Origin of the sequence: Priestia abyssalis (assembly GCF_002019595.1) — a bacterium.
Lineage (GTDB): Bacteria > Bacillota > Bacilli > Bacillales > Bacillaceae_H > Bacillus_BA > Bacillus_BA abyssalis.
The window spans coordinates 1381194-1397373 of record NZ_KV917369.1 but is presented as its reverse complement, the minus strand read 5'-3'; the positions used below and the strand labels follow the sequence as shown (position 1 = coordinate 1397373).

Sequence of the window (16180 nt, the reverse complement as noted above, 5' to 3'; positions counted from 1 at the left end):
CTCCTAGTCTCTTTGAATAGTCATTTGACTTGTGATTCCTTCTTCCCCTTTCAATGCAGCTGTGACGATGACCTCATTTTGCTGATTCACTTCGAATCGGACCGTGATACGATGTGTGCCTTTTGGTGCCGGCGGGATTCCAGTCAGAAAGAACTCTCCAATACAAACACATTGTTGATCACTAACGTATTCAACGATGTCGGAGGTCTGGAAAACGGAAATTCGCATCTCTGTCATATCATCTTCCGGTGTGCTGTAAATTTTCTCCATCGACACAATCGGATGTTCTTTCGTTAGCTCCACTCCTTTTTCAATAATTGAATTGAAACGCCCGCCGCGAATTTCAATACCGAGATGGTGGGTAACAATATTATTCATTTCAATCTCGGTATTCGGCTTATCTTCTTGTTCAACCTCATTTGTTTCGTCCAGCTTGTCAGTCGGAACTCCAAGGCTTGCCCCGAAAATGGCTGCCCCTTGCGCTACTACCGTATCTGGATCGATATTGGCATACGGTTCTTTATTCAATAGCTGTTTAATTTTTTGGCTGACTAAAGGAATGCGGGAAGACCCTCCCACTAAAATGACTCGCGAAATATCACGAATATCAAGCTTCGCATTTTCAATCGCTCGCTTCACTGTATGGATGGTCTGTTCAATTAACGGATTGATGGCTGCTTCAAATGCCTCTCTTGTTAATTCATACTCGATATGATGGATAACGCCAAATTCATCTTTAATCACATTGGCGATCTCCAGCACCGCTATATCCGTTTCAGACAACTCTTTTTTCGCCTGTTCACACGCTTCTTGTAATTTTTGCTGCGCTTCCAGCAAGTCTGCAGCGGATACTCCCTGGTCTGCTTCTAAATCAAATAAATCAAGCTTGCTTTTTTGTTTAAAATCCTCTGCTGCAAGTTTCATCATGACTCTGTCAATATCATAGCCGCCAAGCTTTGGTTCCCCTTCTTTTGAAAGGATCGTAAATACAGCCTGGTCTTCCTCTGATACACTATCTACTTTTAAAATAGATACATCAAACGTACCGCCTCCGAGATCATACACCATAATCGTTTGGTTCCGCCCTGTTTCCATGCCATAGGCAATGGCCGCCGCAACAGGTTCCTCCAATAAATACGTAACGTGAAGACCGGCTAACTCAGCTGCTTCTCTTGTAGCGCGCTTTTTATTGTCATCAAAATTGGCGGGAACACAAATGACGGCATATGCTGGTGTTCCTTTTAAATCTACCTCTTCTTGATCCATGACATATTCTTTCAGTTTCGATAAAATTTCTGCTGAAATATCTTCAGGACGATAACTTTTACCAAAGAACTCATGTCTCCACTCTGTTCCCATTTCACGTTTAATGAATGAAACTGTATGCTCAGGATCAATGAGAATTCTTCGTTTTGCAGCTTCTCCGATTTGAATATCTTCTTCAGAACGAAAACCGACAACAGACGGAATCGTGCTTTCCTTCCCCAATTTGATAATATGCGGTTTTCCTTTACGATATATGGAAACCGCTGAATTGGATGTGCCTAAATCGATGCCCAATACATATGGGCTATTTTTTTCAATAATCGTCATTCGTTAAACCTCCGTTTTTTTGGTATCAATTACGATTTTTTGGGGAACAATCTCCCCTTGATGAATCATCGAGTGCAGAAGCTGTAGGTCGACTTCTTTGTTTTTCCTGTAGGAAGAAAGAAGCGGAGAACCTTTTGCGATTTCAGCGGTTGAAAAGGTCAAAATACCATCTTCATCCAGCTCAAATAATGAGACAACACTTACGTGATACGGACGAATACTGACAGGCAAATGTAATTCTCCAAGCTTCGCTTCCTCAGCCGGCATGATTGACTCTGTGCGGAATACTCCTGCCCGAATGGACGGCTGGTAAGGTCTTAGCGTTGAACCAATCGTAGCACCTGTACAAGGGAGCCTTGTATTCTTCTTGATTAAATGGAACACCTTTAATCGATGATCACTTGTGTCAATCATGTCCACTCCAAATGAGTGGGCCGTCACTTCTTCTACTATGATTGGAACAGGTGTCGAATCTAAATCAGGTACCGATAAATTAGCCGCCATAATAGCTGCACCATATGCCACAACTTCATCGACATTATCTGCGATATATGGTTTCTTTATTTGTTCTGTCACCGCTTCCTGGACAGCCTTCATTCGAGTTGAGCCGCCTACAAGAATCACTCTGCTGATCTCTCTTTTGGTCAATCCTGCTGATTGCAGTACTTCTTCGATTTTATGAATGGTACGATGTAATAATGGCTCAATCATGTGATTGAAGATTTCAATGTCCAGCTCTTCCTCAATATGAATGCCAAAGATATCAGGAAGCGAAATGTCCACTACATCACTTTCCGACAATTCTTTTTTGGCTTCTTCAGCAGCTTCCTTGATTCTCTGCAGCGAAAGGGAGCCTTGAACGGATTGATTAGATCCTGCTGCTGTCTTTATTTTATTGAGCAAATGCTGCACAATCAGTTCATCCACATCATCACCGCCAAGCATGGCGTCTCCGTCCACCGCGATGACTTTAAATGAATTGTTTTCTACTTTTAAGATGGACACATCAAATGTGCCGCCTCCTAAGTCGTATACCATGATGGTTTGATTACGCTCTTTATCGAGGCCATAGGCAATCGCTGCAGCCGTCGGCTCTGCAAGAAGGCGAAGTACATTTAACCCGGCTCGTTCACCCGCTTTTTTTGTCGCCTCCCGCTGCTCCTCCGTAAAATAGGCGGGAATTGTAATCACGGCATCTGTTACCTCCTCCCCCAAATAGCTGCTTGCTTCTTGTTTGATTTTTTGAAGAATTTCTTGTGCTATGTCAACAGGAGTCAGTGTTTTATGTTGAATATGGTAAACTTTACCCGGATCACCGATAAACCGCTTAGAGGAAGCCACAGTGTTTTCTGGATCTATATAAAGCCGGGATTTTGCTGCCCCTCCTACCAAAATGCGGCCGTCATCTTTGCAAGATACAACGGACGGCAAAATTTTTCTTCCTTCAATCGGAATGCTTTCTATCTTCCCTTTACGGTAAATAGCAGCGGTACAATTGCTCGTTCCTAAATCTATTCCAATGGCCATACCCATACTATCACCCATCCTTTTTCTATTCTTACAATAAGGTAAGCCTACTGTGACCTCTTTTGTCATACGTTTGGCTTCACTAGGAAAAGCTTAATAGGTTTCAATGAAATTTCAGTGAAAAAAACGAAAACCTCCCTTCGAAATGTATGGTAAAATACGGTAAAAATAACTTGTAAATACGTGAATAAGCAGCGCCAGGAACAAATACCTCTCATGCATGCTATATAAGTTGAATTAAAGGATTACAATCACTCTCTGTTGAAGTATAAGGGTAACACTTACCAATGAACGGAGAGGAACGAGATGACCCATTCACGTCAACATGAAATCGAAACCTTGCTTACAGCGATGAAAACGACCAAAGATAAACGAATGTATGAACGTTATCAAGCGATCTATTTTTATTTACAAGGCTACTCTAAAAAAGACATCACAACCATGATTGGGCGTTCCGAAAAAACCATCTATAACTACGTGAATGCCTACGAAGAAAAAGGACTAGATGGCTTAACCATGGGACAATCACCTGGAGCCCCACGCAAATTAACTCCCGACCAAGAACAGGAATTGGCTCAAGTGATTACGACCAAACTTCCCGTAGATGTTGGCTTCCCAGCTAAGCATAATTGGACGTTAAAGATCATTGCTTCATTTATCGAGAAAACATGGAACCAACCGTATACTCTTCGTGGTGTTTCTCGGCTTTTACACGATTTAGGCCTTAGTTATACCAAACCGACTTATACGCTGGCAAAAGCGGACCCGTTGAAACAAAAAGAGTTTGTGGAAGAGACATTCCCTGCCTATAAAAAAACTCTTAAATGAGGAGATTGACCATCTTCTCTTTCAAGATGAGTCGATGATTCGGGATTACCAAGCTCTTCAATACACATGGTTTTTAAAAGGCAAGCAGCGAATCATTCCGACTTATGGAAAGCATCAGGGTGTCAAACTCATCGGTACACTTAATTATGAAACGGGAGATGTGCTTTGTGTAGAAGAAGAACGATACGATGCCGAAGCGTTTCTTCGTTTTCTTCAAAAGGTATTGAAACATTATCCAACCGGGAAAATTGTTATGGTGTTAGATAATGCCCGTATTCATCATGCGAAGCTGATTGAACCTTTTTTGCGTAGCCACCAACATCGTTTAGAATTGGTCTTTTTACCACCTTACAGTCCTGAGTTAAATCTCATTGAAGGATTATGGAAATGGCTCAAATCAGACGTGATTAATAACCTTTTTTATTCCTCTGTCAAAGAGATTCGAAGAAATGTGCAAGCTTTTATTCGTGAGCTAAATGACTCCCCTAGAAAAGTGATTGATCGATTGTGTATTCGATTGTAAAAGATAAATTCAACTTATATAGATTACGAAGAAAAATAAAAAAGCGTAAGGTGTTATTGCTAACCTTACGCTTTCATTACAAGCTATATTAAAAAGTTTTTCATTACAAAATACCCGGCATAGAGTGATTGACCAAAAAATACAGTTCCCCAGACTGCTGCAGGAATAAGAGTCGTTTGCGCAAGACTTGTGGCATCTCCAGCATCTTTACGTTGAGTGAAGCTTAGCTTACATACGGTAAAAGCAGTAAATATCGATTGAAGGAGCACAACTGACGATAAGAAGATACTCGTATGCATAATCACTATTTCATACTTTTTATAAACCATAAAACCTAATAAAGAAATAAATGATATTGCCCATAAAAACCCATAAAAATTGCGTACCCATAATAATACTGAAATGACTGCGAGAGTGATGAAAAAGTAAATGATGGTATTAAAGTGACCTTTGTTCACTAAATAAAACAAGGCTATCGCCGTTAACGAGGAGCCTGTATAGCCGGCATAAAAGATCAGTACTCTTGCGAATCTGGAATTTACACTAGTTACCGCCAGCCCTGAAGCATCCTTGTTTAATGTAATTTTATGCACTACCCTCCCACTTAAACAAGCCGCACAAATTACATGAAACACCTCATGAAGCAGCGTGTTGCAAAGGGCAGTATAAACTCCCAGAACAGGCATTTGGCTAGTAACCAACGCTATAGCCAGATAAATATAGATAAGCGTAGTGCTTTCCACTGTTAATTCTCCTTTGAGTTTTTTACATTATACATTTTTTTTAGAATTAAATTAAATTCTTCTAATTATTTGATGAGTAAAATCTTAGTAAAAGAAAATGAAAAATTGATGAAATAAAGCTCTGATTCAAAATTTAGCACTTACGAGTATATTTATATACATTTCACTTAATAACTCGACACAGCTTCATTCGATCGAGGGACATTCACAATTGGTTATTCAGACCACTTGAATTTACCCTCAAAGGTTCACCTATGCGGATGGTGCCAACCCCGCAAGGGGGGGTGACAGCCGCTTAGGTCTAGAAAATTCGACATAGCCGTTCTTTGGCTATATCGAATTTTCTAAATCGATCTATATAGCCCCCTTTTTATCCTTTATATTTATACACTTTCATTGTTTGATTCATATTGAATGGCTGCTGGCTGTCCGTTTGCTGTTCAGATTGCCACTCACTACTTGGTACTTCTTCACAATTCTCTTTAATCCATTCGGTAGCTGATTCGCTTTGGCCCGGTCTTCCGTCACCACCAATTAAGAAATATTTTACTTCTCCGTTTTTCGTCATTTCTTCTAGTTTTTCCGAAGTGAGGACCTGATCCGATCCTGAAAATCCGCCCATTGCCATGACTGCATAATCTGTATTCAGCATAAATGAATAGGCTGATTGTGCACTAGGTACGGCTAAAAACCATTTCTCTCCATCATAGTTTTCCTCCAGATAGGAAAGCAATTTAGTATCCAGAGTTTCCATTTGGCCTCTGCCTTGGCCTCCAGGCTGACTGTTATCCGGCCTTGTTACTGAATCTGTATTTTCGTCATTTTGACTGTTGTTCGAGCCGCCTTCTGAAAGGTTTGCACCGCCGTCTGATTGTCCTCCAGGTCCACCGTTCGGCATTTGCATATCTCCATCTGGTCCTTCGTTCGATCCTCCCATATTAGCGCCCATCATTCTTCCAAACTCATTGCTTGGACCGGCAATTGGTGTCATTGAATTTCCTTCTTTATGAATGGTAATCCATGTCCAATATAAAGGAATGACAAGAAGGGCAAGCACCCCGGCAATGGAAAGATAATAGGACATTTTTTCTTTCTTTTTCATGACAACTAAAATTACAAAAAAGAAGATTCCTGCAGCTACAGCTCCCGCCAGCCAGCCTTGGGAAACAGAATCTTTATTTTGGTAAATAATTAAGGCTTCAAACAAGAAGGTTGCCAAGACAGATACAGGAAGCAACCAGCTTTCCCAGCCTTTTTTCTCCTTAAATTGATTCCATAAAACAGTCCAACCGATTCCAACGAGTGCTGCAATAGCAGGCCCCATCATGCTTAAGTAATATTGGTGGAAAAACTTGGCCACACTGAAAAATACCATCATTGGAATAAGCCATGTTACCCAAAACAGAGCGAATTTATGCTGTATGCTCCATTCTCTTTTTCTAAAAAACTGTACCGAAAGCGCAATTACCCCAAATAGGACAAAAGGAAGTAAAAAGCTGATTTGTCCTGATAACTCTGTAGAAAAAAGCCGCAATACTCCGGGATCTCCTGTTCCAAACATGCCGCTCATTCCCTGACCTTGGCCGCCGCGGCCGTCATCTCGCATATTTCCAGGAGAGTCGCCATTCCCAAACTGTCCCTGCAATTCTTCTAATTCATCAGGATCCATGTTTTGCAAACCAGGAGGAAGATTCCCCTGCTGATTTCCATCTAATTGGCTTCCGTCTTGTTGATTGTTATTTTGTTGGTTACCTTGTTGACTGTTATCCTCTTGTTGATTTTGTTGCTTATCATCCTGTTGGCCCGTTCCCTGCGGACCGCCGCCACCAGGTCCATTTTGCCCCGTTAGACGGGAAATCCCATTATATCCAAGGGCAAGTTCAATAGCGGAATTGGTCTCGCTTCCCCCAATATAAGGACGTTCATCTTCAGGTGTAAACTCAACGACCAACGGCCATGACAAGGAAACCGAAGCCAATACAATAGTAGCCATCACCAGATGAACAATACGTTTTGTCCACTTGACCTTTACAGCAATCAAGTAAAAAAGATAAAAAGCGGGCAATACCATATAAGCTTGAAGCATTTTTATATTAAAGCCGACACCGACAAGTGCTACACTAAGAATCAGCCATCCAACCTTTTGTTTTTCCACCGATTTCATTAAAGCCCACGTGGCAATCAATAACGTTAAAATAAGAATGCTGTCTACATTATTTGTACGGACAACGGCAACAAAGATCGGCGAACATGCTAATACCAAGCTTGATACTAAAGCAGCTATACGGCCAAATTTAGGCTTAACAATGACATACATCAACCAAACGGAAATCACACCTGCCAGCGCTTCAGGCAAGAGAACACTAAAATCGCTCAATCCAAAGAGATAAGCACTGATGGTTTGAACCCATAACGCTACAGGAGGCTTATCTACGGTAATAAATCCAGCTGGATCAAAGGATGCATAGAAAAAGGTATGAAAGCCTGTTAACATACTTTTAACTGCTACGGTGTAGTACGTGTTTGACCCTGCATCTTTCAACTGATAAAAGTTCAGAAAAAATGATAAAATAATAATTCCGACTAAGAAGAAATCAACCCTTCCCTTAACCTTCATATTCATATTTCGCTTCTACTCCTTTTCAACATATTGGATCCTAATCTTATATTTTCATTCATAGTCTGATAAAATTTGAGAATTATACTATATACATTCCACTAAATAACTCGACACAGCTTCATTCGATCGAGGAACATTCACAATCGGTTATTTAGACCACTTGAATTGGCCCGCATAGGTCTAGAAAATTTGGCATGGCTGTTCTTTGGTCATGTCGAATTTTCTAAATCAATCTATATAGAACCAAGCTGTTTTTATTTAAGCTGCACTTCTTTTAATTGCTCGTAATTTCTTCATGCCAAAGTAAAGGATAATGATGACCATGGAAATGATCACACTGGGTGTAGTATAAGTTCCTGCCACTTTTTCGATATTCTCCCAGTGACTTCCCAGTTTTGTACCCAGGTAGACAAACAAAATAGACCATGGAATGATCGCCAACACCGTCAATATTGTAAATTTCATAAAAGGCATCTTGGCTGCACCGGCAGGAATGGAAATCGCGTGTCGAACGACCGGAATAAAACGAGCAGTAAACACGACTCCGGCTCCATATCGTTGAAACCACTTCTCCGCCTTTTCGATATGATGCTTTTGGATGAATAAATACTTTCCATACTTATCTAAAAACGGACGTCCTCCATAGTAACCAAGCCAGTAAAGAAACCACTGGGCAATCGTTCCCCCTATGACTCCAGCTATAATGGCTCCGATAAAGCTGATCGTTCCTTTTGAAACCATATAGCCGCCATAAGCTAATACGATTTCGCTCGGAATCACTTCGATCATTAATCCTATGGCAATCCCTGCATAACCTAAGCTGGTGAGCGCTATTAATATATCATGTATGACGCTTTCCATAAGCGTTATCACCTTGCCTTCTCGTTTTTTTATCTCTCGCTCTATAGATAAAACGGTAAAAGCACATTCGCCCTTCTACCGCTTAGCGATGATATATGAGCTCTAGTAACCTATTTAAACAAACTGCTTTTTTTCATAGCCATTCGGGTGGGCCAAATGCCATCTCCAGGCACTTTGGATAATTGTTTGTAAATCGCTGTATTGCGGTTTCCATCCTAATTCCTTTTTAAGATTATGGCTATCTGCTACAAGTACAGGAGGATCCCCCTCTCTTCTTCCATCTATCTTCCTAGTGATACCTCTTTTCGTTATCCGCCGGGCAGTATCAATGATGTCTATCACAGAATGACCGAAACCCGTTCCTACATTATAGATATTTTGTTTAAGGGAGCCTTCATCAATGGAATGGAGAGCCAATATATGGGCATGAGCTAAATCCACGACATGGATATAGTCCCGAATGCAAGTTCCATCAAGAGTGGGGTAGTCGTCACCATAGATTGAAATGTTTTCTCGCTGGCCTAACGCTGTTTGTAAAACAAGAGGAATAAGGTGGCTTTCCGGCTGATGATCCTCTCCAATGGTTCCTTCGAGTGAAGCTCCAGCTGCATTGAAATAACGAAGGGCCGTCCATTTTACATCATGAACACTTCCTACCCACTGTAAATATTTTTCAAGCATGAGTTTAGATTCTCCGTATGGATTTACAGGCTGCAGGAAATCCGTCTCTTTAATCGGCTTATGATGAGCTGAGCCATATACAGCTGCGGTCGATGAAAAAACGATATTCCTCACCCCCTCACGAATGATATTTTCAAAGAATGAACAAGATTTCATCGTATTTTCCCTGAAGTAAAGCTCCGGCTTTTGGACAGATTCTGATACTAAGCTTTTAGCTGCAAAATGGATAACAGCATTAATCCGATGCTTTTGGACAATGTCCTTAACCAGTTGGTGGTCCGCAATATCGCCTTCATAAAAATGTGGTGCTTGAACTGCCTCCCGATGCCCTGTTGATAAGTTATCCAGCACAACGACGGGAATGTTTTGTTTTTGTAACTCTAATACGGTATGGCTGCCGATATAGCCGGCTCCTCCCGTTACGAGAACAGACTTCATTGTAAAATTCCCCTTTCCGCTTCTCTCTTTAGCACACTCTCTAAATACGACAACAGCTGCTCCCTCATTTCTTCACGCTGCAGCCCCACCTCTGTACTTGCTTTCAAGTAGCCCAATTTATCGCCAATATCAAAACGATTTCCTTCTAGTTGAAGAGCGTGAATCGCTTCATTTTTGCAAATGTCTCTTAAAGCATCGGTTAGTTGAATTTCATTTCCGGCTCCCCTGCCGATTGTTTGCAAAATCGGAAAGATAGAAGGCTTTAAAATGTACCTTCCCATCACCGCGATTTGGGACGGAGCTTCCTCAAGAAAAGGCTTTTCTACTAAATCCTGAACTTCATACACATTCCCGTTTTCCCTGCGCGGATGAATGATCCCATACTTGTTTACTTCAGTTGGTTCAACAGCCTGGACACCTACCACTTCTGTCTTGAATTCTTCAAATACATCCATTAACTGTTTTAATGCCGGTTTCTCCGATACCATAATATCGTCGCCTAACAAAACAGCAAACGGTTCATCGCCAATAAACTGCTGGGCACATAAAATCGCATGCCCTAACCCTAACGGCTCTTTTTGTCTGATGTAGTGAATGTTAGCCATATTCGCAATTCCCTGCACTTCTTGTAAGACATCAGACTTTCCTTTTTCTGATAAAGTCTGTTCCAGTTCAATAGATCGGTCAAAATGATCTTCAATGGATCGCTTGTTTCGACCTGTCACGATAATAATGCTTTCGATACCGGATTGAACAGCTTCTTCCACAATATATTGAATCGCCGGTTTGTCGACAATCGGCAGCATTTCTTTTGGCTGAGCTTTTGTTGCCGGCAAAAACCTTGTTCCTAATCCCGCTGCGGGAATAACCGCTTTTTTTATTCTCATCATGATTCACTCCTTTTATTGATTCGTTCTTGAAACACCCAAAGACGGCTTCCAATAAAGGTAATAAGGATCCCTCCAATCGTTGCGATCACTTTACTTACAACAAGAGATAGGCCAGCACCTTCCTGAAGAATATACAGAATAAGAAACGTCATGCTTGATGCTCCTATGTTGACGATGGCAAATCGGACCGCCTCCTGCATATTCGCTTTTTGTTTCACTTGAAATGTCCACACCCGATTCCATACATAGCTGTTTACCATGCCCGCTGCATAGGAGCACCCTTGCGCGAAAAGATAAGGGATTCCTCCAGCAGTGAGAAGGAAAAACACTCCAAAGTCAATGAGCGTATTTCCTACCCCCACTGTACAAAATCGTAATAATACGTTGACCTTTTCTTTAATAATTCGCATAGCGAGATACCTTTTCGCTCTCCCGTTCGACTCTCCGACTGTCCTGAAGAATGTATAACGGCCGGTCCTTCGCCTCATCGTAAATTCTTCCGATATACTCACCGATTACCCCTAACATCACGAGCACAACTCCATTGAAGAAAAGCATGGTCATGAGAAGGGAAGACCAACCGGTAACGGTCGAGTCCGTAAATAATTTTAAATATAAAACGATGAACATCCAGATCACACTTGAAAATGAAAGCAAAACTCCCAAAATACTGGCCAGTTTTAATGGCTTATAAGAAAAGGAAGTAATTCCATCCATTGAAAAGCGAAGCATTTTCTTGAGCGGATACTTTGTCTCACCTGCCAAACGTTCATCCCGCTCGTATTCAATTGCGGTTTGCTTAAACCCTACCCAGCTGACGAGCCCCCGGACAAAGCGGCTTCTTTCCTTCATGCTTACTAACTGGTCGCACACCTTCCGGTCAATCAAGCGGAAGTCGCCTGTGTCCAGGGGAATGTCAATCTCCGTTGATGCCCGTAAAACACGATAAAATAAATGGGCCGTTTGCTTTTTAAAGAACGTTTCTCCCTTCCTCTTCGTCCGCTTAGCGTACACAACCTCATAGCCCTCCTTCCATTTTTGGATCATATCCAAAATAAGTTCAGGCGGGTCCTGCAAGTCTGCATCGATAATGACGACAGCTTCTCCTGCCGCATAATCCATTCCTGCGGTAATGGCAATTTGATGCCCAAAATTCCGGGAAAAATCTAAATATTTCACCGTCTCATCTCTAACAGAAAGCTCTTTTAAAATATCGATGGTTTTATCCTTGCTGCCGTCATTCACAAACAATAATTCATAAGTTCCGTCCGTTTGCTCCATCACTGCTTTTAATCGTTTATATGTTTCACGAACCACTAGTTCCTCATTATATACAGGAATGATAATAGAGTATTTGACCATGCCGTTTGCCTCCTATCTTTCGTATTGATAAAGCTACATTCCCTTTTCACTCATTTTTACAGATACATTGATCTTCTTCCCGTCCCGATAAAGCTCCACTTTGATTTGATCTCCAATCTTGGCTTCGGTATAAATGTATTTTCTTAATTCTCCAATACTGTTCACTTTTGTACCGTTAACGGTTGTGATTAAGTCCTTGATCTGGAGTCCTGCTTCTGCCGCAGGAGAAGCAGGTTCGACCGATGTAACGATTACTCCACCCTGTGTATCTTCAGGCAAGTTTAATTGCTCTTGGATAGTTGACGGAAAATCACTCAGACTCTGCAATCCTACCCCCAAGTATGGGCGCTTCACTTCCCCGTATTGCAGTAAATCCTCTATAACCGGTTTGACATCCTGACTGGGAATCGCGAAACCTAAGCCTTCCACTCCGTCTTCTGCAATTTTCAAACTGTTTATACCGATTACTTGTCCGGCACTGTTAATTAATGCTCCGCCGCTGTTACCCGGGTTAATAGCTGCATCCGTTTGGACTACATTTAAGTCCCATTCCCCTCCTGACGTGGAAACAGGAATGGTGCGATCCGTATTGCTCACAATTCCTTGAGTAACCGTACTTGATAAATCCAAACCAAGCGGATTTCCAATCGCTGCTACTTGCTCACCAATACGGAGCGAAGAGGAATCTCCAAAATCTGCTACCTTTGTCGCGTATTTACTCTCTATTTTCAACACCGCTAAATCGGTTAGCTGGTCAGCCCCGACGACTTCTGCAGCAATTCTCTCACCCGTGGAAAGAGAAATTTCTACTTTACTGGCCCCTTCAATGACGTGGTTATTCGTAATAATATAAGCATCGTCACCAGATTTCTTAAAAATGACTCCCGAGCCCGTACCGCTCTCTTGCTCAGTCCCTTGCTCTTGAGAGCTTTGAGGGCCGTGAGAAAAATAATTGGTTTGTTGTTGGATATTGACTACTCCTACTACTGCTTCCCTTACATTCTCGATTGCATTGATCATGCTGTTCGAAGTTGTTGACGTTTGTTGAAGCTGTAATGTATTTTCGGAAGCTTCGCTTTGCTCCACTATCGCTGTTTTCTCCTGATCAATACTTTCGGTAATCGGAGAAATCCCGCTCATCCCTAATGCTGGGGCTAAGTAAAGAGTAGCCACACTTCCGACAATAGCTCCTGTTAAGGATGCAAACAAAGGTGGGAAAGATCGTCTCTGTTTAGGTGTTTGTTTGTTATTTTCATATTCGTGTAAGTTCATTTTATCTATCTCCTTTTTACGAGTTTCCTTTTGTCTGAATCCTATTGTAGAGAAGAATGATGAAAACACGATGAAAAGCGACTACCAAAGACAAAGCGCAAGAAGACTTCTTATCCCTTACACTTTCCTCTCCCTTACTGTCCCTCTGATACTTTTAAAGCACGTTTTTTTCTGCTTTTCCTCTGGACTGCTAACAATTTTACAGATAAATAGATGCCCGAACTGGTTAAGAAGATCATGCTGATAGCGGCCACGTCAATTACCCATTTAATATCCATGGTTCCTAACCTTCCTTTATGAAGACCTTGGATGATGCGGGTTAAAGAGTTACCTTCACCTTCTCTCGCTTCAAAACTTCTTTGTTGTAAATCCGAGGATGCCGCGTTTCCACCTTGCTCGATAGTACCAGCGTCCGATTGTTCTTACCCGGCACCAGTTACTGATTGTTGTCCTTGCTCTCCATTTTGCATAAACATAGGCTGCTGTTTCGACTCCTTTCCTATTAACCAAGATTCCGCCAATAATAATCCTGTAATTGCTTGCATCAACAAGAAAACCGATGTAATTAATCCAATCCATAAATGCGCTTGTCTCATTTTCAGACAGGATTCTAAAGAAGAATGATGAAAATATGGTGAAAAAAGAAACTCGAATAAAAGAAACTGCCCACCAACGCGGGATAAATAAAAAAGCGCAAGATGCTTTTCAGCAGCCTTACGCTTTTTTTGTATTGGAGGAAAAAGGAATTCTTATGGTAAAGGTACTCCCCTTGCCGATTTCACTGGAAACTTGAATCGTTCCCCCATGGGTTTCAACAATCCACTTAGCAATCGACAAGCCTAATCCATGTCCTCCCATCTTCCTTGTCCGTGCTTTATCCGATCGATAAAATCGGTCAAATATACGGGCATAGTCTTCCGGCTTGATTCCTATTCCCGTATCCTTTACTTGAATGCACATGACGAGACGATGCTCGTATGATTCAACCGAAAGAGCCAGGTAAACATCTCCCCCATTCGGAGTGTATTTGATCCCGTTATCCAACAAAATATAGAGCAATTGCGTTAACCTTTCCGGATCTCCATTTACGACCATCGCCTCAGGAGCACTCAAATGCAGCTTAATTTGCTTTGCCGCTGCCAGCGGCTCAACCGATTGAATGGCTTTTTGTGCAGGAGGCCGAAAATCAAACGTTTCATTAACTCGTTCGATTGTACCTGAATCCGAACGAGCAAGTGTCAGCAAATCGCTCACCAATTTAGTCATCCGCTTCACTTCATTTCTCATATTGACTAGCAGCTTACGAGAAAAATCATCTTCCTCCGTATCTACAGTCATTTCCATCGCATCGATTGAAGACAACATCACGCTTAAAGGAGTCCGGAGCTCATGGGAGGCATCCGCCACAAATTCGCGTTGTCTCGTAAATGCCCGGGTAATCGGCACCATCGCCTTTTTAGACATCAAATGACTCATATACAGGGCAACTCCGGAAAATAGAATAGCTAGTCCTGCTAAAATAATAAGGAGCAGCTTAAATAATTGGTAAGCAAATGAAATATCTTTTCCGATATAAAGCATCCCGATTAATTGACCTTTATAGAAAATCGGGCGGCTGGCTATCATCAGCTGAATTTCGTGATGTTGTGGAGGAGAACGCAGTTCATCATCCATTCCCTTGCCTTTTGCTTTTGGTCTCCACTCGGAGTAGGTGGCATGCAGTGTTTCCTGACGAATTTCTTTTCGCTGCGGATCCCATCCTCCTAGAAGGGTGAATAAATCCTGACGCAGCTCAGGAACCTTTTCATCTCCCATGATTAATTCACCTTTAGGATTCACTACATAGTAAAAAAATTGATCTACGCCTGCTAACACTAACTCTTGATTTTGAATCCCCTGAAGGCTGCGGTAATTGTTTTGCACCAAATAGCTCTCGAAAATCCGTGCTTCCTGAGCGGCCATTTCCTCCAGTTCACGCTCTTGGTCCTTTAAAATTACTGTATAAAGCAATGAATAAACAACGACAATGAAAAGAACGAGAAAAAGCATAAGCAATCCGCTGTACAGAAGAGTTAAACGATTTTGTGTACTTTTAAATACATCCTTCTCTCCACCATTCCGCCAAGCACGTATGAGTGAAAGAAGATTAGATTTCAAATTTGTATCCCACCCCTCTGATACTTTGAATCCATTCTTGCTTTCCAATGACATCAAGCTTCTTTCGGAGCAGTTTAACCGTCGCATCAATGGTCTTAATGGATACATCCGCATCATATCCCCATACGCGATCTAAAATGGTCTCACGCGGCAAAACTTGTCCTTTATTTTGAATGAGTAAATCCAATAACTGAAATTCGCGCGGACTCAATTGGATAGTCTCTTCTCCTTGGCAAACCGTTTGGCTCGTCCGATTCAACATCATATCATGAATACGGACCTCTTCCTCTACAATAGGTGCATAATTTCGGCGGGAAAGGGCCCGTAATCGCGCAAGAAGTTCGTCGATTTCAAACGGTTTGACGAGGTAATCATCCGCACCCGAATCCAGGCCTGCTATGCGGTCTTCAACGGAGTCCTTCGCTGTCAGCATCAAAATTGCCCCTGAATATCCTTCTTTTCGCAAGCGGCGGCACACATCCACTCCGTCCCCGTTTGGCATCATCCAATCCAGAATGAGGATGTCATAATGAGAGGCGACGGCATAATCATAAGCATCCTCTCCCTCCATCACCCAATCGACCTTGTATCCTCCTTTCTTCTTTAACATAAACCCGATTAATTCACCAAGCTGCAAATCATCTTCTGCCAAAAGAATATTCATATGTAAAAAACTCCTTTCCTC

15 protein-coding genes are annotated in these 16180 nt (G+C 41.9%); 1 reads left to right on the top strand and 14 read right to left on the bottom strand.

Annotated elements, in window-relative coordinates:
- Positions 1-3: 3 nt before the first annotated feature.
- Positions 4-1593, bottom strand: coding sequence for an Hsp70 family protein (locus BK575_RS06475; RefSeq protein ID WP_078409457.1), 1590 nt, complete (start codon positions 1591-1593; stop codon positions 4-6).
- A gap of 3 nt (positions 1594-1596) precedes the next feature.
- Positions 1597-3126 carry an Hsp70 family protein gene (locus BK575_RS06470; protein WP_169907595.1) on the bottom strand — a complete coding sequence of 510 codons (1530 nt, stop codon included), beginning with the start codon at positions 3124-3126 and terminating at the stop codon, positions 1597-1599.
- 300 nt (positions 3127-3426) lie between these two features.
- Between BK575_RS06470 and BK575_RS06465 the strand changes: the two genes are divergently transcribed.
- A protein-coding gene (locus BK575_RS06465; protein ID WP_139367955.1) for an IS630 family transposase occupies positions 3427-4471 on the top strand; the annotation gives its coding sequence in 2 pieces (ribosomal slippage) (positions 3427-3924 and positions 3926-4471; 1044 coding nt in all).
- Between the two features lie 83 nt (positions 4472-4554).
- Here BK575_RS06465 and BK575_RS06460 read toward each other — a convergent pair.
- The 12 genes from BK575_RS06460 to BK575_RS06410 form a co-directional block, all read right to left on the bottom strand.
- Complete coding sequence (locus BK575_RS06460) at positions 4555-5214, bottom strand: M50 family metallopeptidase (protein WP_078409452.1); 660 nt, start codon at positions 5212-5214, stop codon at positions 4555-4557.
- 370 nt (positions 5215-5584) lie between these two features.
- Entirely contained in the window at positions 5585-7837 is a 2253-nt protein-coding gene (locus tag BK575_RS06455) for a glycosyltransferase family 39 protein (RefSeq protein ID WP_078409450.1), read from the bottom strand.
- Positions 7838-8092: 255 nt separating this feature from the next.
- Positions 8093-8695, bottom strand: a complete 603-nt coding sequence (locus BK575_RS06450) for an undecaprenyl phosphate transporter UptA (RefSeq protein ID WP_078409448.1) — start codon at positions 8693-8695, stop codon at positions 8093-8095.
- Between the two features lie 114 nt (positions 8696-8809).
- On the bottom strand, positions 8810-9814 hold the full coding sequence (galE, locus tag BK575_RS06445) for a UDP-glucose 4-epimerase GalE (RefSeq protein ID WP_078409446.1): 1005 nt from the start codon (positions 9812-9814) through the stop codon (positions 8810-8812).
- A complete protein-coding gene (gene galU / locus BK575_RS06440) occupies positions 9811-10704 on the bottom strand; it encodes a UTP--glucose-1-phosphate uridylyltransferase GalU (protein WP_407984339.1) in 894 nt (297 codons plus the stop codon). Before galU ends, galE begins: the two co-directional genes overlap by 4 nt.
- Positions 10701-11114 (bottom strand): GtrA family protein, encoded by a 414-nt coding sequence (locus tag BK575_RS06435; protein WP_169907593.1) that lies wholly within the window; start codon positions 11112-11114, stop codon positions 10701-10703. Before BK575_RS06435 ends, galU begins: the two co-directional genes overlap by 4 nt.
- Positions 11101-12066, bottom strand: coding sequence for a glycosyltransferase family 2 protein (locus BK575_RS06430; protein ID WP_078409442.1), 966 nt, complete (start codon positions 12064-12066; stop codon positions 11101-11103). The genes BK575_RS06435 and BK575_RS06430 overlap by 14 nt, the downstream gene beginning before the upstream one ends.
- 33 nt (positions 12067-12099) lie before the next feature.
- Positions 12100-13338, bottom strand: coding sequence for a S1C family serine protease (locus BK575_RS06425; RefSeq protein ID WP_078409440.1), 1239 nt, complete (start codon positions 13336-13338; stop codon positions 12100-12102).
- 134 nt (positions 13339-13472) lie between these two features.
- Entirely contained in the window at positions 13473-13739 is a 267-nt protein-coding gene (locus BK575_RS29295) for a PepSY-associated TM helix domain-containing protein (RefSeq protein ID WP_268877758.1), read from the bottom strand.
- Positions 13687-13917 (bottom strand): hypothetical protein, encoded by a 231-nt coding sequence (locus BK575_RS28950; RefSeq protein WP_235867321.1) that lies wholly within the window; start codon positions 13915-13917, stop codon positions 13687-13689. Before BK575_RS28950 ends, BK575_RS29295 begins: the two co-directional genes overlap by 53 nt.
- A gap of 135 nt (positions 13918-14052) precedes the next feature.
- The gene (locus tag BK575_RS06415; protein ID WP_235867320.1) at positions 14053-15495 is read right to left on the bottom strand and encodes a sensor histidine kinase; all 1443 of its coding nucleotides are present in this window, start codon (positions 15493-15495) and stop codon (positions 14053-14055) included.
- Positions 15485-16159 (bottom strand): response regulator transcription factor, encoded by a 675-nt coding sequence (locus tag BK575_RS06410; RefSeq protein WP_078409436.1) that lies wholly within the window; start codon positions 16157-16159, stop codon positions 15485-15487. The genes BK575_RS06415 and BK575_RS06410 overlap by 11 nt, the downstream gene beginning before the upstream one ends.
- Positions 16160-16180 lie beyond the last annotated feature (21 nt).

What these genes read in the sequence shown, in the direction of transcription:
- BK575_RS06475 (WP_078409457.1), bottom strand. Translation starts at nt 1,593, where the DNA reads ATGACGATTATTGAAAAAAATAGCCCATATGTATTGGGCATCGATTTA.
- BK575_RS06470 (WP_169907595.1), bottom strand. Translation starts at nt 3,126, where the DNA reads ATGGGTATGGCCATTGGAATAGATTTAGGAACGAGCAATTGTACCGCT.
- BK575_RS06455 (WP_078409450.1), bottom strand. Translation starts at nt 7,837, where the DNA reads ATGAATATGAAGGTTAAGGGAAGGGTTGATTTCTTCTTAGTCGGAATT.
- BK575_RS06450 (WP_078409448.1), bottom strand. Translation starts at nt 8,695, where the DNA reads ATGGAAAGCGTCATACATGATATATTAATAGCGCTCACCAGCTTAGGT.
- galE (WP_078409446.1), bottom strand. Translation starts at nt 9,814, where the DNA reads ATGAAGTCTGTTCTCGTAACGGGAGGAGCCGGCTATATCGGCAGCCAT.
- galU (WP_407984339.1), bottom strand. Translation starts at nt 10,704, where the DNA reads ATGATGAGAATAAAAAAAGCGGTTATTCCCGCAGCGGGATTAGGAACA.
- BK575_RS06435 (WP_169907593.1), bottom strand. Translation starts at nt 11,114, where the DNA reads ATGCGAATTATTAAAGAAAAGGTCAACGTATTATTACGATTTTGTACA.
- BK575_RS06430 (WP_078409442.1), bottom strand. Translation starts at nt 12,066, where the DNA reads ATGGTCAAATACTCTATTATCATTCCTGTATATAATGAGGAACTAGTG.
- BK575_RS06425 (WP_078409440.1), bottom strand. Translation starts at nt 13,338, where the DNA reads ATGAACTTACACGAATATGAAAATAACAAACAAACACCTAAACAGAGA.
- BK575_RS28950 (WP_235867321.1), bottom strand. Translation starts at nt 13,917, where the DNA reads ATGGATTGGATTAATTACATCGGTTTTCTTGTTGATGCAAGCAATTAC.
- BK575_RS06410 (WP_078409436.1), bottom strand. Translation starts at nt 16,159, where the DNA reads ATGAATATTCTTTTGGCAGAAGATGATTTGCAGCTTGGTGAATTAATC.